Genomic DNA, 15586 nt, shown 5'->3' with positions numbered 1-15586 from the left:
TTACAACCTTGTGAGCACGGCGTCACCTATTTCCGTGGTTCGCGCGTTCCCGCCCAGGTCCCGCGACAGGACACCGTCGGCCAGCGCCGCCGCCACGGCCGCCTCGATCCGGTCGGCGGCAGGGGCCAGGCCCAGCGAATGACGCAGCAGCATCGCCGCCGACAGGATCGTCGCCATCGGATTGGCCAGGCCCTGGCCGGCGATATCGGGCGCCGAACCGTGGATCGGTTCATAGAGGCCGAACGTGCCATGCGCGGTCTGGTGCGCGCCGAGCGAGGCCGATGCGAGCAGGCCGATCGAGCCCACGCACATGCTGGCCTGGTCCGACAGGATATCGCCGAACAGGTTGCCCGTCAGCACCACGTCGAAATGGCCCGGGTTCTTCACCAGTTGCATCGCCGCGTTGTCGACATACATGTGTTCGATCGCGACGTCGGGATAGGCACGCGCCACCTCGATCACCACATCGCGCCACAGTTGCGAGGTTTCCAGCACATTGGCCTTGTCGACCGAGCACACGCGGCGCTTGCGGCCCTGTGCGGTGCGAAAGGCGACATGGGCGATGCGTTCCACCTCGGACGTGCTGTAGGACATCACGTCATAGCCTTCGCGTTCGCCCGCAGCGTTGGTGCGAAAGCCTTTTTCGCCGAAATAGACATCGCCGTTCAGCTCGCGCACGATCACCATGTCGATCAGGGCGGCGATTTCCGGCCGCAGCGCCGAACGCGCCTCCAGCCCGGCAAACACTTGCGCCGGGCGCAAGTTGGCAAACAGGGTCAGGGCCTTGCGCAGGCCCAGAATGGCCTGTTCGGGGCGCAGATGGCGATCGAGCGCATCGCAATCGGGATCGCCCACCGCGCCGAACAGGATGGCATCCGAGGCTTGCGCCACGGCCAGCGTGTCGGCGGGCAGCGGGTGGCCATGCGCCTTGTAGGCGGCGCCGCCGACCGGTGCCCACTGCAGATCGATGCCCAGATCGAGCGCCGCGATCACGCGCACCGCCTCGTGCGTGACTTCCGGACCGATGCCGTCGCCCGGCAACACCGCAATTTTCATGGCCAGCCTTGTCCCGTTGCAATCAAAGCGGCCCCTTTGCCGCGCTCAACTGTCCGGGTCAATGCGGCGCAGGCGTTCGATCAGGTGTTCGCGCGCGGCGATCACGCGGCTTTGGCCGCGATCGCCAAACATCCGCGAGGTCAGCGCGTGGCCCTGGCGGTCGAGCCGGGCCAGCAGATCGGGCCAGCTTTCTTCGGGCGGGGGCAGTGGCGCCGTGCCATAGCCGACTTCGCGCAGCAACAGCGCTTCGTACCCCGCCAGCACCCGCGCCCAGCCGCGCGCCGAGGGGGCATGGCAGATCGCATCGAGCGCGGCCTCCAGCGCGGCGTGGATAGCCGGATAGGGATGGCCTTCGGGCAAGGTTGCGGCGGCCAGCGCGGTGACCCAGCCGATCCCGGCGGCGGGCAGTGGTTCGGACAGCCATGGCGCGCGGCTGACCACCAGTTCGCACCGCGCGGAGGGCAACTGGCTGTTGCCGCGCGCGCGCAATTCGATCGCCAGGGTGTTGCCGGGGATCAGTACCGGGCGCAGTTCGCGCCCTCGCGCGCCCGCCACATAGGCCGCAACCAGCCCGTGTTCGGCGGTCAGCGCGCGCACCACCGCGCCATGTTCGCCATGCGCGCGCGCGGCACAGAGCAGGGCATGGGAGCGGATCAGCATGGGCCACGCATAGAGGCGCAGATCGCCGCCCGCAAACCCGTGCGCCAATGGACTGATGAGAATCGTCAAACCCTTGCAAATACGCCGTTGGAACAAGCGGCGATGTGCGATAGCCTTGCGATCATGAAGCAGCTTTTTCAGCATGCCGCGATGACGGATGGCGTGACCGTGCGGGTTGCGGTCAATTTTCTGCCAGAACAGTCGCGCGTCGAATCCGGAAAATGGTTCTGGGTCTACCACATCCGCATCGAGAACGATTCGGCGCAGGCTGTGCAATTGCTGACCCGCCATTGGCAGATCACCGACGGGCGCGGGGTGGTCAACCATGTCGATGGCGAAGGCGTGGTCGGCGAACAGCCGCGATTGCAGCCGGGCCAGTCGCATGACTATGTCTCCGGCTGTCCGCTGGGCACGCCGCTGGGCAGCATGCAGGGGCATTATACGATGATCCGCGACGATGGATCGCGGTTTGACGTGGCGATCCCGTTCTTTCCTCTGGCCGCATCCGCGCCGGTGGGAAAAGTCGCCAAAGATTGACAAGACCGGCCCTGCCGCGTGATGGAGGCGGGGATGAAGCGGACCCATCTTCCCCTCAATGGCTTGCGCGTGCTCGACGCCGCCGCACGGCATCTGTCGTTTACGCGCGCCGCCGACGAACTGGCGGTGACCCCGGCGGCAGTCGGCCAGCAGATTCGCGCGCTCGAAGATCTGCTGGGGGTGATCCTGTTCCGCCGCACCTCCAAAGGCCTGGAACTGACCGACGAGGCTTCGGCCGGGCTCGATGCGATTCGCGAGGGATTCCTGCGCTTTGAAGAAGGCGTTCAGGCGATGCGCGCCGGGCAGTCGAGCCATGTCTATACGATCGCCTGCCCGCGCGATTTCTTTGCGGCGTGGCTGTCGGCGCGGCTGGCGGCGTTTCGCGAAGACAGCCCGCAATTGCGGTTTGCGCTGATCGGCGGCGACGGTGATGTCGATTTTGCCGAGGCCAATCTCGATCTCGCCGTGCGCTGGAGCGAAGGGCCGGGCGATCTTGAAGGGATCGCGCTGGGGCCGCGCGGCACGATCGTGGTGGCCGGGCACGATGTTGCCGACCAGGCGCCGTGGATTGCCTGGCCGGGCGATCCGGCAGGTGACGACGGCGATCTCGGGGGCGATCTCGGGGGCGATCCCGCCACAGGCAATAGCCCGCGTGAAGTGCACATTTCGGTGGGTGATGCGGGCACCGCGATCAGCGCGGCGGCGGCCGGGCTGGGCCGCGCGCGGGTGCCGCGCCTACTGGCCGAGGCGGCGCTGGCAACCGGCCGGGTGCGTGCGCTGGGCGCGCCCGAAGAGGGCCTGCGCGGGTATTGGCTGGTCGCGCCCTTGCCGCAATGGCGCCAGAAGAAAGTCCGCGCGCTGGTGGCTGCGCTGCACCCGCCGCAGGCCTGAACCGGCCTGGCAAACGTTGTCCCGTGCTGGCTCCGCGCGCACGCTGCGCTTTAAAAAATCAGCATTTTTTCTGATCCGGCGGATTGGCAGTAGTGGCGTGTTGACCCCTATTTAACCCCCGGCGGCCTATGCCATCGGGCATGGGTCGTCTGATCGAGATTACCGGGTCTGTCGTTCGGCAGTTCAACCACCTGCTGTGGCGGCTTGATCGCGCCTTGCGCCAGCGCACGTCGTCGAAGTTTGTCGATGCCTATGTGGCGGGAATCGCGGCGCGCGTGCCGGTGCTCTATCTGGTCTTGCTGTTCGATGTGGCGATCCTGACGTGCAGCTATCGCACGGTGGCGCCGGGCTGGGTGCTTTGCCTCGGCGCTGTGCTGGCACTGATCGCCGGCGTTCGCGGGCAGGCCTGGCGCGCGCATCGCATCACCGTGCAACCGCTGGAGGCCAAGCGCTGTGCGCTGGCGCGGATGCAGACAATCGGCGGACTGTTCGCGCTGGCGTTCATGGTCTGGACGATGGTGCTGATGCGCTATGGTACGTTCGAACAGCGCATGCTGGTCGAATATGTGCTGGCGGTGACGGCGTTCGCCGCGATGGTCGCGCTGGCCCAGGCGCCGCGCACCGCGCTCAATGTCGCGCTGGCGTTCTCGGTGCCGGCGCTGGGGATGTTTCTTGCCGCGCGTACCTTCGATGCGCTGTTGCTGGCGCTGGTGCAGATCGTGTTCACCGCCACGATGCTGATCGCGATCGTCACCAGCCATCGCGAATTTGTGCAACGCGAACTGGCCAACCAGCGGCTGGCACGCAAACTGGCGCACACCGCGCGCGAATCACTGGTCAATTATGATCGCGCGACGATCGATGATCTGACCGGGGTGCTCAACCGGCGGGCGATCCTGCAACGGCTGCGCGACGAAGTGGCCAGGGCCTCCGCGACACCGCTGTGGCTGGCGCTGGTCGATCTCGACGGGTTCAAGCATGTGAACGACACGTATGGCCATGGTGCGGGCGATGCGGTGCTGCGCGCGGTGGCCGGGCGGACGGGCGCACTGGCCGGGGTCGTGGCGCATGGCCGGCTGGGCGGCGACGAATTCGCCATCCTGTTCGACGCGGCGTTCGACCAGACGCAGGCCCGCGCAGCCTGCCGCCGGCTGTCGGGCATGGTGCGCCAGCCGATCCCGTTCAATGGCACGCGGCTGCGCGTGCTGTGTTCGATCGGGCTCTACCGTCTCGATCAGCCCGATTCGGGCGCCTGCCTCGAACGCGCCGACGCCGCCTTGTACAAGGCCAAGCAGCAAGGCGATGGCGCGGTGGTGCTGTTCGGGCCCGAAGACGAAGCCGCGCTGCGCCAGCGCGCGCTGATCACCCGGCAATTTCACGACAGCGTGCTGCAGGATCGGCTGCGGCTGGTTTATCAGCCGATGATCGATCTGCGCGATCGGCGCGTGGTCGGGGCAGAAGCGTTCGCGCGCTGGTCGCCCGATGGCCGGATCTGGCAGCCCCCGGCCTCGTTCATGGCGATGGCCCATGCCACCGGGCGGATGGGCGAAGTGACCCGGCTGGTGCTGTCGCGCGCCATCGAGGAATGCCGCCCCGCCGACCATGCCATCGCGCTGTCGGTCAATCTTTCACCGCGCGATGTGGTGCGCGACGGGATTGCCGAGGTGCTGGCCGACATCACCCTGGCGGCTGGGGGCAGGCCGTCCGACCTCATTCTCGATGTCACCGAACGTGCGCTGCTCGACGATCCGCGCCGCGCCGCGCGCCAGCTCGAAGCCATGCGCGCGCAAGGTTTTCGCATCGCGCTCGACGATTTCGGCGCGGGCTGGTCAAGCCTGTCACAATTGCGCGACCTGCCGCTCGATCTGATCAAGCTCAACGGCACGCTGGCCGAGGCGCTGCCGGTCGATCCCGGCGCGCGCGCGGTGGTCGGGATGATCGTCGCGCTGTCGTGGCAATTGGGGCTCGAATGCACGATCAAGGGGATTGAAACCGAGGCGCAGGCCGAGGCGGCGCGCGCACTGGGCATCACCCGCATGCAGGGCTTTCACTTTGGCGCGCCCGATACCGCTGCGGCGCTGGTCGCCGGATTGCACCGCGCCGTCGCCTGAGCCCGTCAATGCACGTCGAAATGGGGCGGGGCGTGTTCAGCCACCGGTTCGCGCGCGCCGAACAGGCGGCCGCCTTCGCTGAACAGCACCAGTATCAGCGTGCCAAGGCCGCACACCAGAAATGCGGTGGTCAGCGGCAGCGCGGTGCCGTTATAGGCCTGTCCGATCACGATCCCCAGGCTGGCGGCGATCAGCATGCGCAAAAAGGCCTGTACCGAACTGGCCGAACCGGCAATCCCGGCAAACGGTTGCATCGCGATCGAGCTGAAATTGGCGCCGATAAAGCCCAGCATGCAGATGTTGAGCGCCATCACCGGCATGAACTGCGCCAGCGTCTCGTGCGGATTGCGTGCCTGCAGCAATTGCACCAGCGCCAGCACCAGAAACACCATCAGCGCCCCGTGCGACACCCGCCTTGCGCCAAACCGCATGACAATGCGCGAATTGAGGAAATTGGAGGTGGCCATCAGGATCGCGGTGGCGCCGAACAGCAGCGGAAACATCGCCCCGGCGCCGAAATGTTCCGCCACCAGTTGCTGCGATGAATTGATATAGCCCAGCATTGCGCCAAACGTCAGCGAACTGCCCAGCGTATAGCCAATCGACCGGCGATAGGTGGCGGCGTGGGTCATGTTCGACAGGATGCGGGCGGGCCGGATCGCCTGGCGATGCGCCACCGCCATCGTTTCGGGCAGGCGCAGCGCGATCCATGTGCCGATCACCAGCGCCAGCGCGGCCAGCATGGCAAAGATGAAGCGCCAGCCTGCCACCAGCAGCACCGCCTGGCCGACGGTGGGCGCCACCATCGGCGCGATCATGAACACCATCGACACGGTCGATGTCATGCGTGCCATGGCATCGCCCGAATGGCGATCGCGGATGATCGCCGACGGCAGCACGGTCAGGCCCGCGCTGCACAGCGCGACAGCCACGCGCAGCGCGATCAGCGTGTTGAAACCGGGCGCCAGCGCGCATCCCAGCGACAGCAGGATATAGCCGCCAAAACACACCAGCAGCACGCGGCGCCGGCCATAGCGATCCGACAGCGGGCCGGGCAGCAACGAACCGAACCCTGCGGCGACCAGAAACACCCCGACCACCAATTGGCGATGGTTGGGATTGGATACCCCCAGATCGCGCGCGATCATGCCAAGCGCGGGCAGCATGACATCGACCGCCAGCGCCTGCAGCGACATCGTCGCCGCCATCATCGCGACGAATTCGCCGCTGCCGATGGGGCGGCGGGTCGATTCGGTCATGGGCTGGTCGGGGGAAAGGGATCGGGACATGCGGCGCGCTATAGGCATGGCGCGGACGTGTTCCCACTCTTATCTGTGCTAGGACAAAGCCCATGGAGCACGCCCCAGACCCTGCCGCGTCCGGCTTCAGAAAGATCATCCATGTCGATATGGATGCCTTTTATGCAAGCGTGGAACAGCGTGACGACCCCAGTTTGCGCGGCCGTCCGGTGGCGGTTGGCGGGTCTTCGGCGCGCGGCGTGGTGGCCGCGGCCAGTTATGAGGCGCGCGCCTACGGGGTCCGCTCGGCGATGCCGTCGACCCGCGCGGCGCGGCAATGCCCGGCGCTGGTGTTCGTGACGCCCCGGTTTGATGTCTATCGCGCGGTCAGTCGGCAGATCCATGCGATCTTTGCCGATTACACCGCACTGATCGAACCGCTGTCGCTCGACGAGGCCTATCTCGACGTGACGGCGGACGATCGCGGCATCGGCTCGGCAACGCGTATTGCCGAACGCATCCGTCAGCGAATCCGCGCCGAAACCGGGCTGACGGCCAGCGCCGGGGTGTCGTACAACAAGTTTCTGGCCAAACTGGCGTCCGACCAGAACAAGCCCGACGGGCTGTGCGTGATCCGCCCCGGCGAGGGCGCAGAGTTCGTCGCGCGGCTGCCGGTGGCGCGGTTTCACGGGGTCGGCCCGCGCGGGGTGCAACGCATGACCGCGCTCGGCGTGCAGACCGGGGCAGACTTGCGCGCGGTTCCGCTCGATGTCCTGCGCACCCATTTCGGCGCCCAGGCCGATTACCTCTATCGCGCGGCGCGGGGCATCGATCTGCGCCGGGTCGAACCCGACCGCCCGCGCAAATCGGTCGGCGCAGAGCGGACTTATGCCCATGATATCGGTTCGGGGCCGGGCCTGCGCGACGCACTGGCCGAAATTGTCGAGATTGTCTGGCAACGCATCGAAAAGGCCGGGGTGCGCGGGCGCACGGTCACGCTGAAATTGCGCAGTGCCGACTTTCAGACGCTGACGCGGGCCCGGTCGTTGCCGCGCGCGGTGGCGGGGATCGAGGAATTCGCCGGTCTGGGCCGCGATCTGCTCGATGGGCTGTTGCCGCTGCGTCAGCCGGTGCGACTGATGGGGCTGACGCTGTCGGCGCTCGAAACCGACCGGCAGGTGGCAGACGATGCCGCCCCGGAAGGGCAGGCCTCGTTACCGTTCTGACGCCTGCCACAGCGCAAGATAGGCATGGACCGCCCCATTGGTCGCGGCAGGCAGCGCGTCGGGGGCGTGCAGCGCGACCGCGACGATCTCGCGGCCATCGGCGCGCGGTGTTCCGGTGATCCGTCCGGTCACCACTTCGATGCGGTTGGTCCAGCCTTGCGGCATCCGGCGCCGCACCTGGCCGAGCGAGCGCGCGTTGTGGAGCGTGCAGCCGGTCTCTTCGGCGATTTCGCGCGCGGCGGCGGTCAGGATGTCTTCGCCCGCCGCCCGCCCGCCACCGGGCACCAGCCACTGGTCGGGCAAATGATAGGAATGGCGCACCAGCAGCAATCGTCCGTCGGCGGCAAAGCCCAGTACCATGATCCCTTCGACTTCGCGGCCGAGCCGGCCCCACAGCCACAGGCGCCAGGGTTGCAGCACGCGCAACAGCCAGCGATGCAGCGGTGCGGGGATCAGCGCGGTGGCGTTCATGACCTGTGCGGCAAGACTTTGGGCCGCGTCTGTCCCGTTGCGAAACGCCGTATCGATAGGGTCTGGGCCGCGCTCGACAGACCACGGGCGGGTCTGCCAGGACGCTGCGAGGCAAGGACGGAAAGTGGGCTGAAATGGGTGTGGCACTGATTTTGGCAATGGCGCTTGCGGTGGTCGATACGCCGGGGGGCGATTACGACCGCGCGATAGGCTGTGCGGCGGGCGAGGCCACGCTGGCCGCGCTGCTTGGCGGCGATCGGGCCGAGGCCCGGGATCGCGCGACGGTTGAGCGGCTGAATGCGCTGTCCGACCACTGGTTGCACCTGGCGCTGGTGCACAACGATAACCCGGCAGCGGTGCGCGCCGATCTGGCGCGCAGCAAGGCGAGCCTGGCCAGCGACCTTGCCGGCAGGCGCGATGCAGCCCGCTTGTCGGCCACGCTCGACGCGCGGCTGGCTGCCTGTGCCCCCCCGATCGGGGGCGAGACAGTCGGGAGCTAGGGTCTTTCTGCCGTAGATAGGGGCACCGTGATTGCTCTGGAAAGCTCCGTGAGAAGACGCAGCGCGCAGTGCGGGCTGGTTGTCCCGCGCAAGTGCTGCGACCCTGTCACGGGGCTTTCCAGGGCAATCGCGAAGCGGCGGGCCGATTTTGGCCCATTGCTTCGTCGAGATGGCTTGAAATATCGACATATTCCTGCGCCATCCCTCCTCACACTGGGCCAAAATCGGCTCCGTCACGGTGCCTCAATCTACGGCAGAATGACCCTAGATCAGCCACCCAGGATCTGGGTAAGGAACCACACGCGCTGTTCGGCCTGGTCGGTCCAGTCGTCGGACGCGCCATCCGTGGCGTTGTCGCCCGCTTCGCCCGCCGCGGCCTTGACCTCGCGGATGCGACCGATCAGCGTGGCGTTGTCATCGCGCAGGACGCGCACCATCGTCAGTGCATCGAGCCCGGCGCGATCATCGTCGGCAATCGCCGCCTTGGCGGTGATCGCGCCGATTGAGGTCAGCGTTGCGCCGCCGTTCTTGCGCACGCGTTCGGCGATGACGTCGGTCAGTGTGAACAGTTCGGTGGCCTGGGTGTCGAACAGCAGGTGCAGATCGTGAAACTGCGGCCCGGCCACGTGCCAGTGAAAATTCTTGGTCTTCAGATAGAGCGCGAACAAGTCGGCGAGCAGCCCGTTGAGGCTGTCGATCAGGGCTTTCTTGGCATTGTCACCCGGCATGGAATGATCCCTTTCACAGGTTGTCATTGGTCCACCTAGCACCGCGAACGCGCGATTGGTTAGTGAATATGTTCGGTTGCGGACATCGAGAAAATAGATTTGTGCGGTTCGCCATGCGGTCGTCGTGATGCACCATTTTCGCCCCAATTGTCGGGGTTTGGGCAATTGTCAGCGGCTTGCCCGCAGCGTACCAATATGCCGGGTGCGGGGGCACATGCCGATGCTGGAATGGGCATATCGCTTGGGGCCATGGCGCGGCTCGGATCTGGTCTGGCTGACCACGGTCTGGCTGGCCAGGCGCGGGCCGCATTGGCTGGCGCAAGGGCGCCGACTGCCTGGCCGGGGGCCCGGGCGCGGCGAAGGCATGACCGCCGTGCTGATGCGCATTCCCGCCCATCCGGTTGCGGCGCGCGCGCTCGTTCGGCGCAAACTGGCGAGCTGGCCGGTGATCGGCACGCGGGTCTATGTCGGCTGTCCCATCGGCTATCCGGCGATGCTTGATGCAGTGGCCGCAACCGGCGGCGATCCGCGTCTGCGGATCGTGGTGATCGACAGCCCCGACATGCCCGACCGCGCCGGGTGTCTCGACCGGCTCTATGCCGCGCTGGAGGAAGACGAACGGCGCGGGCGGTTTCGCGCGCGTTTCATCGTGCTGGACGATGAAGGCGATCAGGCCGCGAATTAGCGCCGAATTAACCAGTAACGGCTAACCAACGTCAGGTCGGTGCACAATGGCCGACGGGGGAAAGGTCTCGATGTCGGAAATGAGCAGGCATGCCGCGTTCGATCCTGCACGCAGCGAGGCGGTCACCGGGCCGGGCCAGTCTTCGCGTGACGACCGGCAGGCAAACTGCGATCCGACGGGCAATCCGGTCAGCCTCGACAACGCGCGCCGGCCGATCGGTGTGGTGCGCGACGTAGCGGGCGGCACCACCATCGTGGTGTTCGATCCCGAGCGCCTGCACGAATGCCTGAGCGATGCCGATCCGGCGATCGCCATGTCGGGCCAGGTCAGCAGCCAGATCAAGATCCGCGTCGGCAACACTTGGTTGCTGGGCGTGGTGCGCACCTTGCGCCAGGCCACAACCGCCGAAGAGCATGGCGGCGTGGTCGCCGAAGTCGATTTCATGGGCGAAGGCGATACCGAACGCCTGACCGGCAATATCTATGGCTTTCGCCGGGGGGTCACCCGCTATCCCATGCCCGGCGCGCTGGCGCATGTCGCCACGCGGGCCGATCTGGCGCAGATCTATGCCAGCGACGGCCGCCCCAATATCAGCATCGGCACCGTGCACCCGACCAAGGACATCCGCGCGGGGATCTATATCGACAGTTTTCTGGGCAAGCATTTTGCGCTGCTGGGGTCGACCGGCACGGGCAAATCGACCTCGGCCTCGCTGATCCTGCACCGCATTTGCGAACTGGCGCCGCAGGGCCATATCGTGATGATCGACCCGCACGGCGAATATATCTCGGCGTTCCGCGATCGCGGCAATCTGCTCGACGTGTCGAACCTGCAGATGCCGTACTGGCTGATGAATTTCGAGGAACATTGCGAGGTGTTCCTGACGTCGAGCGGGTCGGACCGGGTGGTCGATGCCGACATTCTGGCGCGGTGCCTGCAACAATCGCGCGCCAAGAACCGGCTGGCGGCGGCGATCGGCAAGATCACCGTCGATTCGCCGATTCCCTATCTGCTGTCCGACCTGGTCAACATCCTGCAAAACGAGATGGGCAAGCTCGACAAGGGCACCGGATCGATCCCCTATCAGCGGATCAAGACCAAGATCGAGGAAATCCGGGGCGATCCGCGCTATCAATTCATGTTTTCGGGCATGCTGGTGGCCGATTGCATGACCGATTTCCTGGCCCAGGTGTTTCGCCTGCCCGCCAATGGCAAGCCGATCTCGATCATCGATGTGTCGGGCGTGCCTTCGGAAATCACCTCGACCGTGGTGGCGGTGCTGTCGCGGCTGGTGTTCGATTTCGCGGTCTGGGCGCGTGACGAGGAAACCCGTCCGATCCTGCTGGTGTGTGAAGAGGCGCACCGCTATGTGCCAAACGAACGCAATGCCGATGGCTCGTCAGTGGGCCGCGTGCTGTCGCGCATCGCCAAGGAAGGCCGCAAATACGGCGTCAGCCTGGGCCTGATCACGCAGCGGCCATCCGACCTTGCCGAAGGGGTGCTGTCGCAATGCGGCACGATCATCGCCATGCGGCTGAACAACGAACGCGACCAGGCGCATGTGCGCGCGGCAATGCCCGAAGGCGCGCGCGGGTTCATGGATGCGATCCCGGCCTTGCGCAATCGCGAATGCGTGGTCTGCGGCGAAGGCGTATCGATCCCCATGCGGGTGTCGTTCGACGATCTCGACGCCGCGCTGCGCCCGGCCTCCGACGACCCGTCGTTCGCCGCGCAATGGAGCAAATCGGGCGGCGAAGACGCCATGATCGAACGCACCCTGCAACGCTGGCGCGCGCAGAGCCGCTAGGTGGGGGCGGGCAGGCTTTCCGCTTGATTCGACGGCGGATTTTGGAGGCTAACTGTCGTTTAAACTAAGCGAACCCGTCCCGCTTTTGCCGAGGGCGTAACCGACCAACTTTCCTCGCAGCGGCATGCCACAGCCGAGTTTCAAAGAACTGCAATGACCTTGCCGCGTCCGCGTCACCGGCTTTTGCAGCGCATCTTAGCCAACGGCGATACCCGATCATGTCATTGCGATTGAAGCAGCTCATCGCTGCATTACCAGCCGCGCGAGCATCGCCTTTCCGCCAAGCGCGATAGTAAAGGCCTGCCGGGCTAAATGCATCGGCCGGTTTGCCAAACGATACCGCGCTGTCGTCATCGGAGAACCAGTCAGCCAGTTCAATCATCGCTCCGGTATGACCGCGAAGCGCCAAGTGCCACATGATGGGCATCCACTTGCCGATACCTTGCTCATAGCGGACTGTCAGCCCCTTCAAATAGAGGCGATCCGCGGTCGTTTTATTGCTGATGTATTCCATAAGCGGATAATCACCCAGCACGTCAATGTCCGCAAGTGGAGCGATTCCCACCATAGCGTTCGCGGCATGACCGCTACCCACAGCAACGGCGGAAAATGGAGGGGAGCGGACCGATCTTTACTAAAAGTCAGGCGCGTGGCTTAGTTTCGCTTTCACTACAAGCCGAGTATATTCCAAATAATGATGAAATAAGAAACGCGACCCATGCGTAGTGACGTATTCCCGCGTGATGGTGGGCATCATTGCGAATTGAAAAACTAAGCCATGCAGGAATAAGCCAGAAAACTGCAAGAATAAGTCGCAGCATTCCTTTTTGATCGCATGGCAACTTCATTTAAGAGTGCTCCAAAAATTCCTTATGCCATAACAAGCCTGCGACACAGTATGCGCTAGTTGTTTCGGCACGCACTCTGCTCCATGTCCTCAATCACTATGTGGATTTTACCGCAGCTTAGCCTACCAAAGGCAAAATGCAATGTCCGCATCGGACACATGGATCGGCAACTTGTAGGGTGCTTCCGGCCACTCAATCTTGGCTCTGCAAGCGGTGGACTTTGACCCTGCTGCCTAGGCGGGGGCGGACGCGCGCGCGGGCGTGACACGCGCCTGTTCGGCATTCCGGCGCCAGGGGATCAGGCGATAGGCGCCATAGGCCAGCACGACCGCGATGCCCGATCCGACCGGAAAGCTCAGCCAGATCGCGTCCATGCCCAGCCTGGCGTGCATCAGGTCATAGAACCCCAGCCGACCGGGGTACATCGCGATGCCCAGCACGATCAGCGGCGGCAGTACGGTGCCCGCCGCGCGCATCGTGCCGAACAGCACGATGGTGATCCCGAACAGGATATAGGTCCAGCTTGCAAGAAACTGGATATGCCGCGCCAGATCGACCGCCGGGCTGTGCGCGCCCAGGAACAGCGCCAGCACTGGCCGGTCGAACAGCAGCAGCAGCGCGGTCATCACCCCGGTCATGATCACATTCAGAACGACACCCGCGCGAGTGATCGCATCCAGCCGGTCGAACAGCCGCGCGCCGATGGTCTGCGCGGCCATCGCGCTGACTGCCGCCGAAATCGCCAGCGCGGGCATCTGCAGATAGGTCCACACTTGCAGCGACGCCCCATAGGCGGCGCTGGCGGTGGCGCCTTCGCGGTTGACCAGCCCGACCATGACAATCCCGGCCATCGATACCAGCAGCATCTGCGCACCCATCGGCAGGCCCTTGGTGACGATAAAGCGCAGCTCGGCGGGGTGCGGGATCAGATAGCGCAGTTCGTGGCGCAACAGCCGCACCGGCAGGTCGCGCGCATAGAGCACAACCACAAAGGCCAGCATCGCCACGGTCGAGGCGATCGTCGTCGCAATCGCCGATCCGGCGATGCCGAACGCGGGGATCGGCCCGAACCCGGCGATCAGCAGCGGATTGAGCGCCACATCGAGCACCACCGAAATCATCATCATGCGCAGCGGCGTCGCCGAATCGCCCGCGCCGCGCATCGACATCGCCAGAATGACGCTGACCATCTGTGCGGGCATGGCGATGAAGATCACCCGCAAATAGGCCAGCGCAAAGGTATAGACCACAGGCGGGGTCGACATCGTGCGCAACAGTGCGGGCGCGCCGATCCAGCCGATCACCGCCACCAGCAGCGAAAGGCCGACGCAAAACCCCATCGCCGTGCCGAACGTGCGCCGCGCGGCATCGACATTGCCCGCGCCGAACGCCTGCCCGATCTTGACCGTGGCGGCCATGCCGAACCCGAACGTGGCGGCGAACACCAGAAACATCACCACATTGGCATTGGCGGTGGCGGCCAGCGCGCTGCCGCCCAGCATGCGCCCGACCCAGACCGCGTTGACCGTACCGTTGAGCGATTGCAGCACGTTGGCCAGCAGCGTCGGCGCGGAAAAGCGCAGCAGTGTGCCCATGATCGGCCCGCGCGTCAGATCGCCACGCCGCGCCCCGCCGGGGCCGTGCTGGTGCGGTTCGGGATTGGCCATGCGGGCGCCTATTCCTTTGGCTTGAGCGCGGATAGCGCGGCAAACGCCCCGCCGCCGGTTTCGCCCGCCAGCCCGTGTTCGGCGCGCGCGCGGTCGGCATCGGGGCCTTGCGCAAACGGGTCGATCGACAGCGCCAGCGTCTGCGCCAGCGCCTCGCCCAGATCGAACGCGGTTCCGGCATATTCGATTTCGTCGCAGGCCTCGGCGCTCAGTTCGATTTCCTCGTCGGGCACCATCGTGCCTTGCAGCGGAACAAACCGCAGATCGACCGGTTCATCGATCGCCACCGGAAAATCCTCGCCCGAAATGGCGCAGGCCTGGATGATCGCGGCGCGAATCCGGCCGGTCACGGTGATCTTGTCCTTGTCGTCCTCGAACTGCACGGTCGCAACCAGACGCTCGATCGCGGTCAGGCCGAATCGCGCCGCCAGCCTGCGCCGTTCGTCGGCGTCGGCCTCGATATCGATCGCGGTCGCGGGCAATTGCCGGATATCGAACAGGCGCGTCCATTCGGGGGTGGCAGGCGCGCTCATTTGCCGATGTCTCCATCGAGCACGCGCAGCGCGGGCACCAGCGCCAGCCCGGCGGCAAAGGCCCGCGCGCGCCGCGCCACCAGCACGGGATCGACCCCTTCGCGCAAGGTGACATTGCGCGCCACCGCCGCGGTGGTCGCCGCTTCGCCTTCGTCAAGCGCGCTGCGATAGGCGCCCAGCCGGCCGCCCAGCGTGCTCATCAGTGTGCCGATATGCTTGCCCACCACCAGATCGCCCACGCCGCCCTGGCGCAGTTGCCCGTCCATATCCTCGACAAACAGTTCGGTCAGCCGCACCGAAGGCTCGATCAGCATCGTGTCCTGTTCCATGCGGATCAGCACCAGCGCCAAGATCAGCGTGATCGCATCGAACCGGCCGGGGATCGTGTCGGCAATGCCGCAGTCGCGATACCATTCCTTTTCACGGGCGATTTCCACCACTTTGTGCCACAGCGGGCGCATGGCCGCGCGGGGGTCCGGGCGGGGTCGCAGCCAATTCGCAAATCGCGACATCACGTCTCTTTCTGTCCTGGTTGGGCCTGATCGGGGGCCCGCCACGGATCAAAGCGCACCCCGCCATTGCGGGAATGCGCTTTGATGCCTAAGGCAGGTGATATAGGCAGCGCGGG

General features: G+C 65.6%; 16 protein-coding genes. 7 read left to right on the top strand and 9 right to left on the bottom strand.

The features are described from left to right. Positions 1-1056, bottom strand: a complete 1056-nt coding sequence (gene leuB / locus AQZ49_RS11550) for a 3-isopropylmalate dehydrogenase (protein WP_067615717.1) — start codon at positions 1054-1056, stop codon at positions 1-3. Positions 1057-1101: 45 nt separating this feature from the next. Continuing rightward, a complete protein-coding gene (locus tag AQZ49_RS11545; RefSeq protein ID WP_067616079.1) occupies positions 1102-1716 on the bottom strand; it encodes a DNA repair protein RecO in 615 nt (204 codons plus the stop codon). Between the two features lie 123 nt (positions 1717-1839). Between AQZ49_RS11545 and apaG the strand changes: the two genes are divergently transcribed. The 3 genes from apaG (at position 1840) to AQZ49_RS11530 (ending at position 5255) form a co-directional block, all read left to right on the top strand. After that, a complete protein-coding gene (gene apaG / locus AQZ49_RS11540; protein WP_067616077.1) occupies positions 1840-2253 on the top strand; it encodes a Co2+/Mg2+ efflux protein ApaG in 414 nt (137 codons plus the stop codon). 33 nt (positions 2254-2286) lie between these two features. Beyond that, entirely contained in the window at positions 2287-3144 is an 858-nt protein-coding gene (locus AQZ49_RS11535) for a LysR family transcriptional regulator (protein WP_067615715.1), read from the top strand. Between the two features lie 140 nt (positions 3145-3284). After that, positions 3285-5255, top strand: coding sequence for a putative bifunctional diguanylate cyclase/phosphodiesterase (locus AQZ49_RS11530; protein WP_067615714.1), 1971 nt, complete (start codon positions 3285-3287; stop codon positions 5253-5255). A 5-nt stretch (positions 5256-5260) separates the two neighbouring features. On the opposite strand, the gene AQZ49_RS11525 is transcribed toward AQZ49_RS11530, so the two are convergent. Continuing rightward, positions 5261-6514: a multidrug effflux MFS transporter gene (locus AQZ49_RS11525; protein WP_067615712.1), complete on the bottom strand. Its 1254-nt coding sequence runs from the start codon at positions 6512-6514 to the stop codon at positions 5261-5263. A gap of 92 nt (positions 6515-6606) precedes the next feature. Between AQZ49_RS11525 and dinB the strand changes: the two genes are divergently transcribed. Further along, positions 6607-7719 (top strand): DNA polymerase IV, encoded by a 1113-nt coding sequence (gene dinB / locus AQZ49_RS11520; RefSeq protein WP_067615710.1) that lies wholly within the window; start codon positions 6607-6609, stop codon positions 7717-7719. Here the strand turns inward: dinB and AQZ49_RS11515 are convergent. Continuing rightward, complete coding sequence (locus AQZ49_RS11515) at positions 7708-8190, bottom strand: NUDIX hydrolase (RefSeq protein ID WP_067615705.1); 483 nt, start codon at positions 8188-8190, stop codon at positions 7708-7710. The genes dinB and AQZ49_RS11515 overlap by 12 nt on opposite strands. Positions 8191-8330: 140 nt before the next feature. Between AQZ49_RS11515 and AQZ49_RS11510 the strand changes: the two genes are divergently transcribed. Further along, on the top strand, positions 8331-8690 hold the full coding sequence (locus AQZ49_RS11510) for a hypothetical protein (RefSeq protein ID WP_156428269.1): 360 nt from the start codon (positions 8331-8333) through the stop codon (positions 8688-8690). Positions 8691-8959: 269 nt separating this feature from the next. Here AQZ49_RS11510 and AQZ49_RS11505 read toward each other — a convergent pair whose 3' ends face one another. Next, a complete protein-coding gene (locus AQZ49_RS11505) occupies positions 8960-9418 on the bottom strand; it encodes a Dps family protein (protein WP_067615701.1) in 459 nt (152 codons plus the stop codon). Between the two features lie 220 nt (positions 9419-9638). On the opposite strand from AQZ49_RS11505, the gene AQZ49_RS11500 reads away from it, so the two are divergent. Both AQZ49_RS11500 and AQZ49_RS11495 read left to right on the top strand, forming a co-directional pair. Then, entirely contained in the window at positions 9639-10103 is a 465-nt protein-coding gene (locus AQZ49_RS11500; protein ID WP_231739202.1) for a glycosyltransferase family protein, read from the top strand. Between the two features lie 79 nt (positions 10104-10182). Then, on the top strand, positions 10183-11910 hold the full coding sequence (locus AQZ49_RS11495) for an ATP-binding protein (RefSeq protein WP_082701726.1): 1728 nt from the start codon (positions 10183-10185) through the stop codon (positions 11908-11910). A gap of 64 nt (positions 11911-11974) precedes the next feature. Here the strand turns inward: AQZ49_RS11495 and AQZ49_RS11490 are convergent, their stop codons facing one another. The 4 genes from AQZ49_RS11490 to AQZ49_RS11475 all read right to left on the bottom strand — a co-directional run bounded on the left by AQZ49_RS11490 (position 11975) and on the right by AQZ49_RS11475 (position 15470). Beyond that, positions 11975-12445, bottom strand: coding sequence for a hypothetical protein (locus AQZ49_RS11490; RefSeq protein WP_231739201.1), 471 nt, complete (start codon positions 12443-12445; stop codon positions 11975-11977). A 546-nt stretch (positions 12446-12991) separates the two neighbouring features. Further along, entirely contained in the window at positions 12992-14425 is a 1434-nt protein-coding gene (locus AQZ49_RS11485; protein WP_067615691.1) for an MATE family efflux transporter, read from the bottom strand. Between the two features lie 8 nt (positions 14426-14433). Then, on the bottom strand, positions 14434-14958 hold the full coding sequence (locus AQZ49_RS11480) for a YceD family protein (RefSeq protein WP_067615689.1): 525 nt from the start codon (positions 14956-14958) through the stop codon (positions 14434-14436). Further along, complete coding sequence (locus AQZ49_RS11475) at positions 14955-15470, bottom strand: ubiquinol-cytochrome C chaperone family protein (protein WP_067615687.1); 516 nt, start codon at positions 15468-15470, stop codon at positions 14955-14957. Before AQZ49_RS11475 ends, AQZ49_RS11480 begins: the two co-directional genes overlap by 4 nt. Positions 15471-15586 lie beyond the last annotated feature (116 nt).

Source organism: Novosphingobium sp. FSW06-99 (genome assembly GCF_001519065.1).
In the GTDB taxonomy this organism is placed as follows: Bacteria; Pseudomonadota; Alphaproteobacteria; order Sphingomonadales; family Sphingomonadaceae; genus Novosphingobium.
Note: the sequence above shows the minus strand (reverse complement) of the source record. Positions and strands in the feature narration are given on the sequence as shown.

Excerpts from the sequence above, each read along its gene's own strand:
- leuB (WP_067615717.1), bottom strand. The coding sequence starts at position 1,056 with ATGAAAATTGCGGTGTTGCCGGGCGACGGCATCGGTCCGGAAGTCACG.
- AQZ49_RS11545 (WP_067616079.1), bottom strand. The coding sequence starts at position 1,716 with ATGCTGATCCGCTCCCATGCCCTGCTCTGTGCCGCGCGCGCGCATGGC.
- apaG (WP_067616077.1), top strand. The coding sequence starts at position 1,840 with ATGAAGCAGCTTTTTCAGCATGCCGCGATGACGGATGGCGTGACCGTG.
- AQZ49_RS11535 (WP_067615715.1), top strand. The coding sequence starts at position 2,287 with ATGAAGCGGACCCATCTTCCCCTCAATGGCTTGCGCGTGCTCGACGCC.
- AQZ49_RS11530 (WP_067615714.1), top strand. The coding sequence starts at position 3,285 with ATGGGTCGTCTGATCGAGATTACCGGGTCTGTCGTTCGGCAGTTCAAC.
- AQZ49_RS11525 (WP_067615712.1), bottom strand. The coding sequence starts at position 6,514 with ATGACCGAATCGACCCGCCGCCCCATCGGCAGCGGCGAATTCGTCGCG.
- dinB (WP_067615710.1), top strand. The coding sequence starts at position 6,607 with ATGGAGCACGCCCCAGACCCTGCCGCGTCCGGCTTCAGAAAGATCATC.
- AQZ49_RS11515 (WP_067615705.1), bottom strand. The coding sequence starts at position 8,190 with ATGAACGCCACCGCGCTGATCCCCGCACCGCTGCATCGCTGGCTGTTG.
- AQZ49_RS11505 (WP_067615701.1), bottom strand. The coding sequence starts at position 9,418 with ATGCCGGGTGACAATGCCAAGAAAGCCCTGATCGACAGCCTCAACGGG.
- AQZ49_RS11500 (WP_231739202.1), top strand. The coding sequence starts at position 9,639 with ATGCTGGAATGGGCATATCGCTTGGGGCCATGGCGCGGCTCGGATCTG.
- AQZ49_RS11495 (WP_082701726.1), top strand. The coding sequence starts at position 10,183 with ATGAGCAGGCATGCCGCGTTCGATCCTGCACGCAGCGAGGCGGTCACC.
- AQZ49_RS11485 (WP_067615691.1), bottom strand. The coding sequence starts at position 14,425 with ATGGCCAATCCCGAACCGCACCAGCACGGCCCCGGCGGGGCGCGGCGT.
- AQZ49_RS11480 (WP_067615689.1), bottom strand. The coding sequence starts at position 14,958 with ATGAGCGCGCCTGCCACCCCCGAATGGACGCGCCTGTTCGATATCCGG.
- AQZ49_RS11475 (WP_067615687.1), bottom strand. The coding sequence starts at position 15,470 with ATGTCGCGATTTGCGAATTGGCTGCGACCCCGCCCGGACCCCCGCGCG.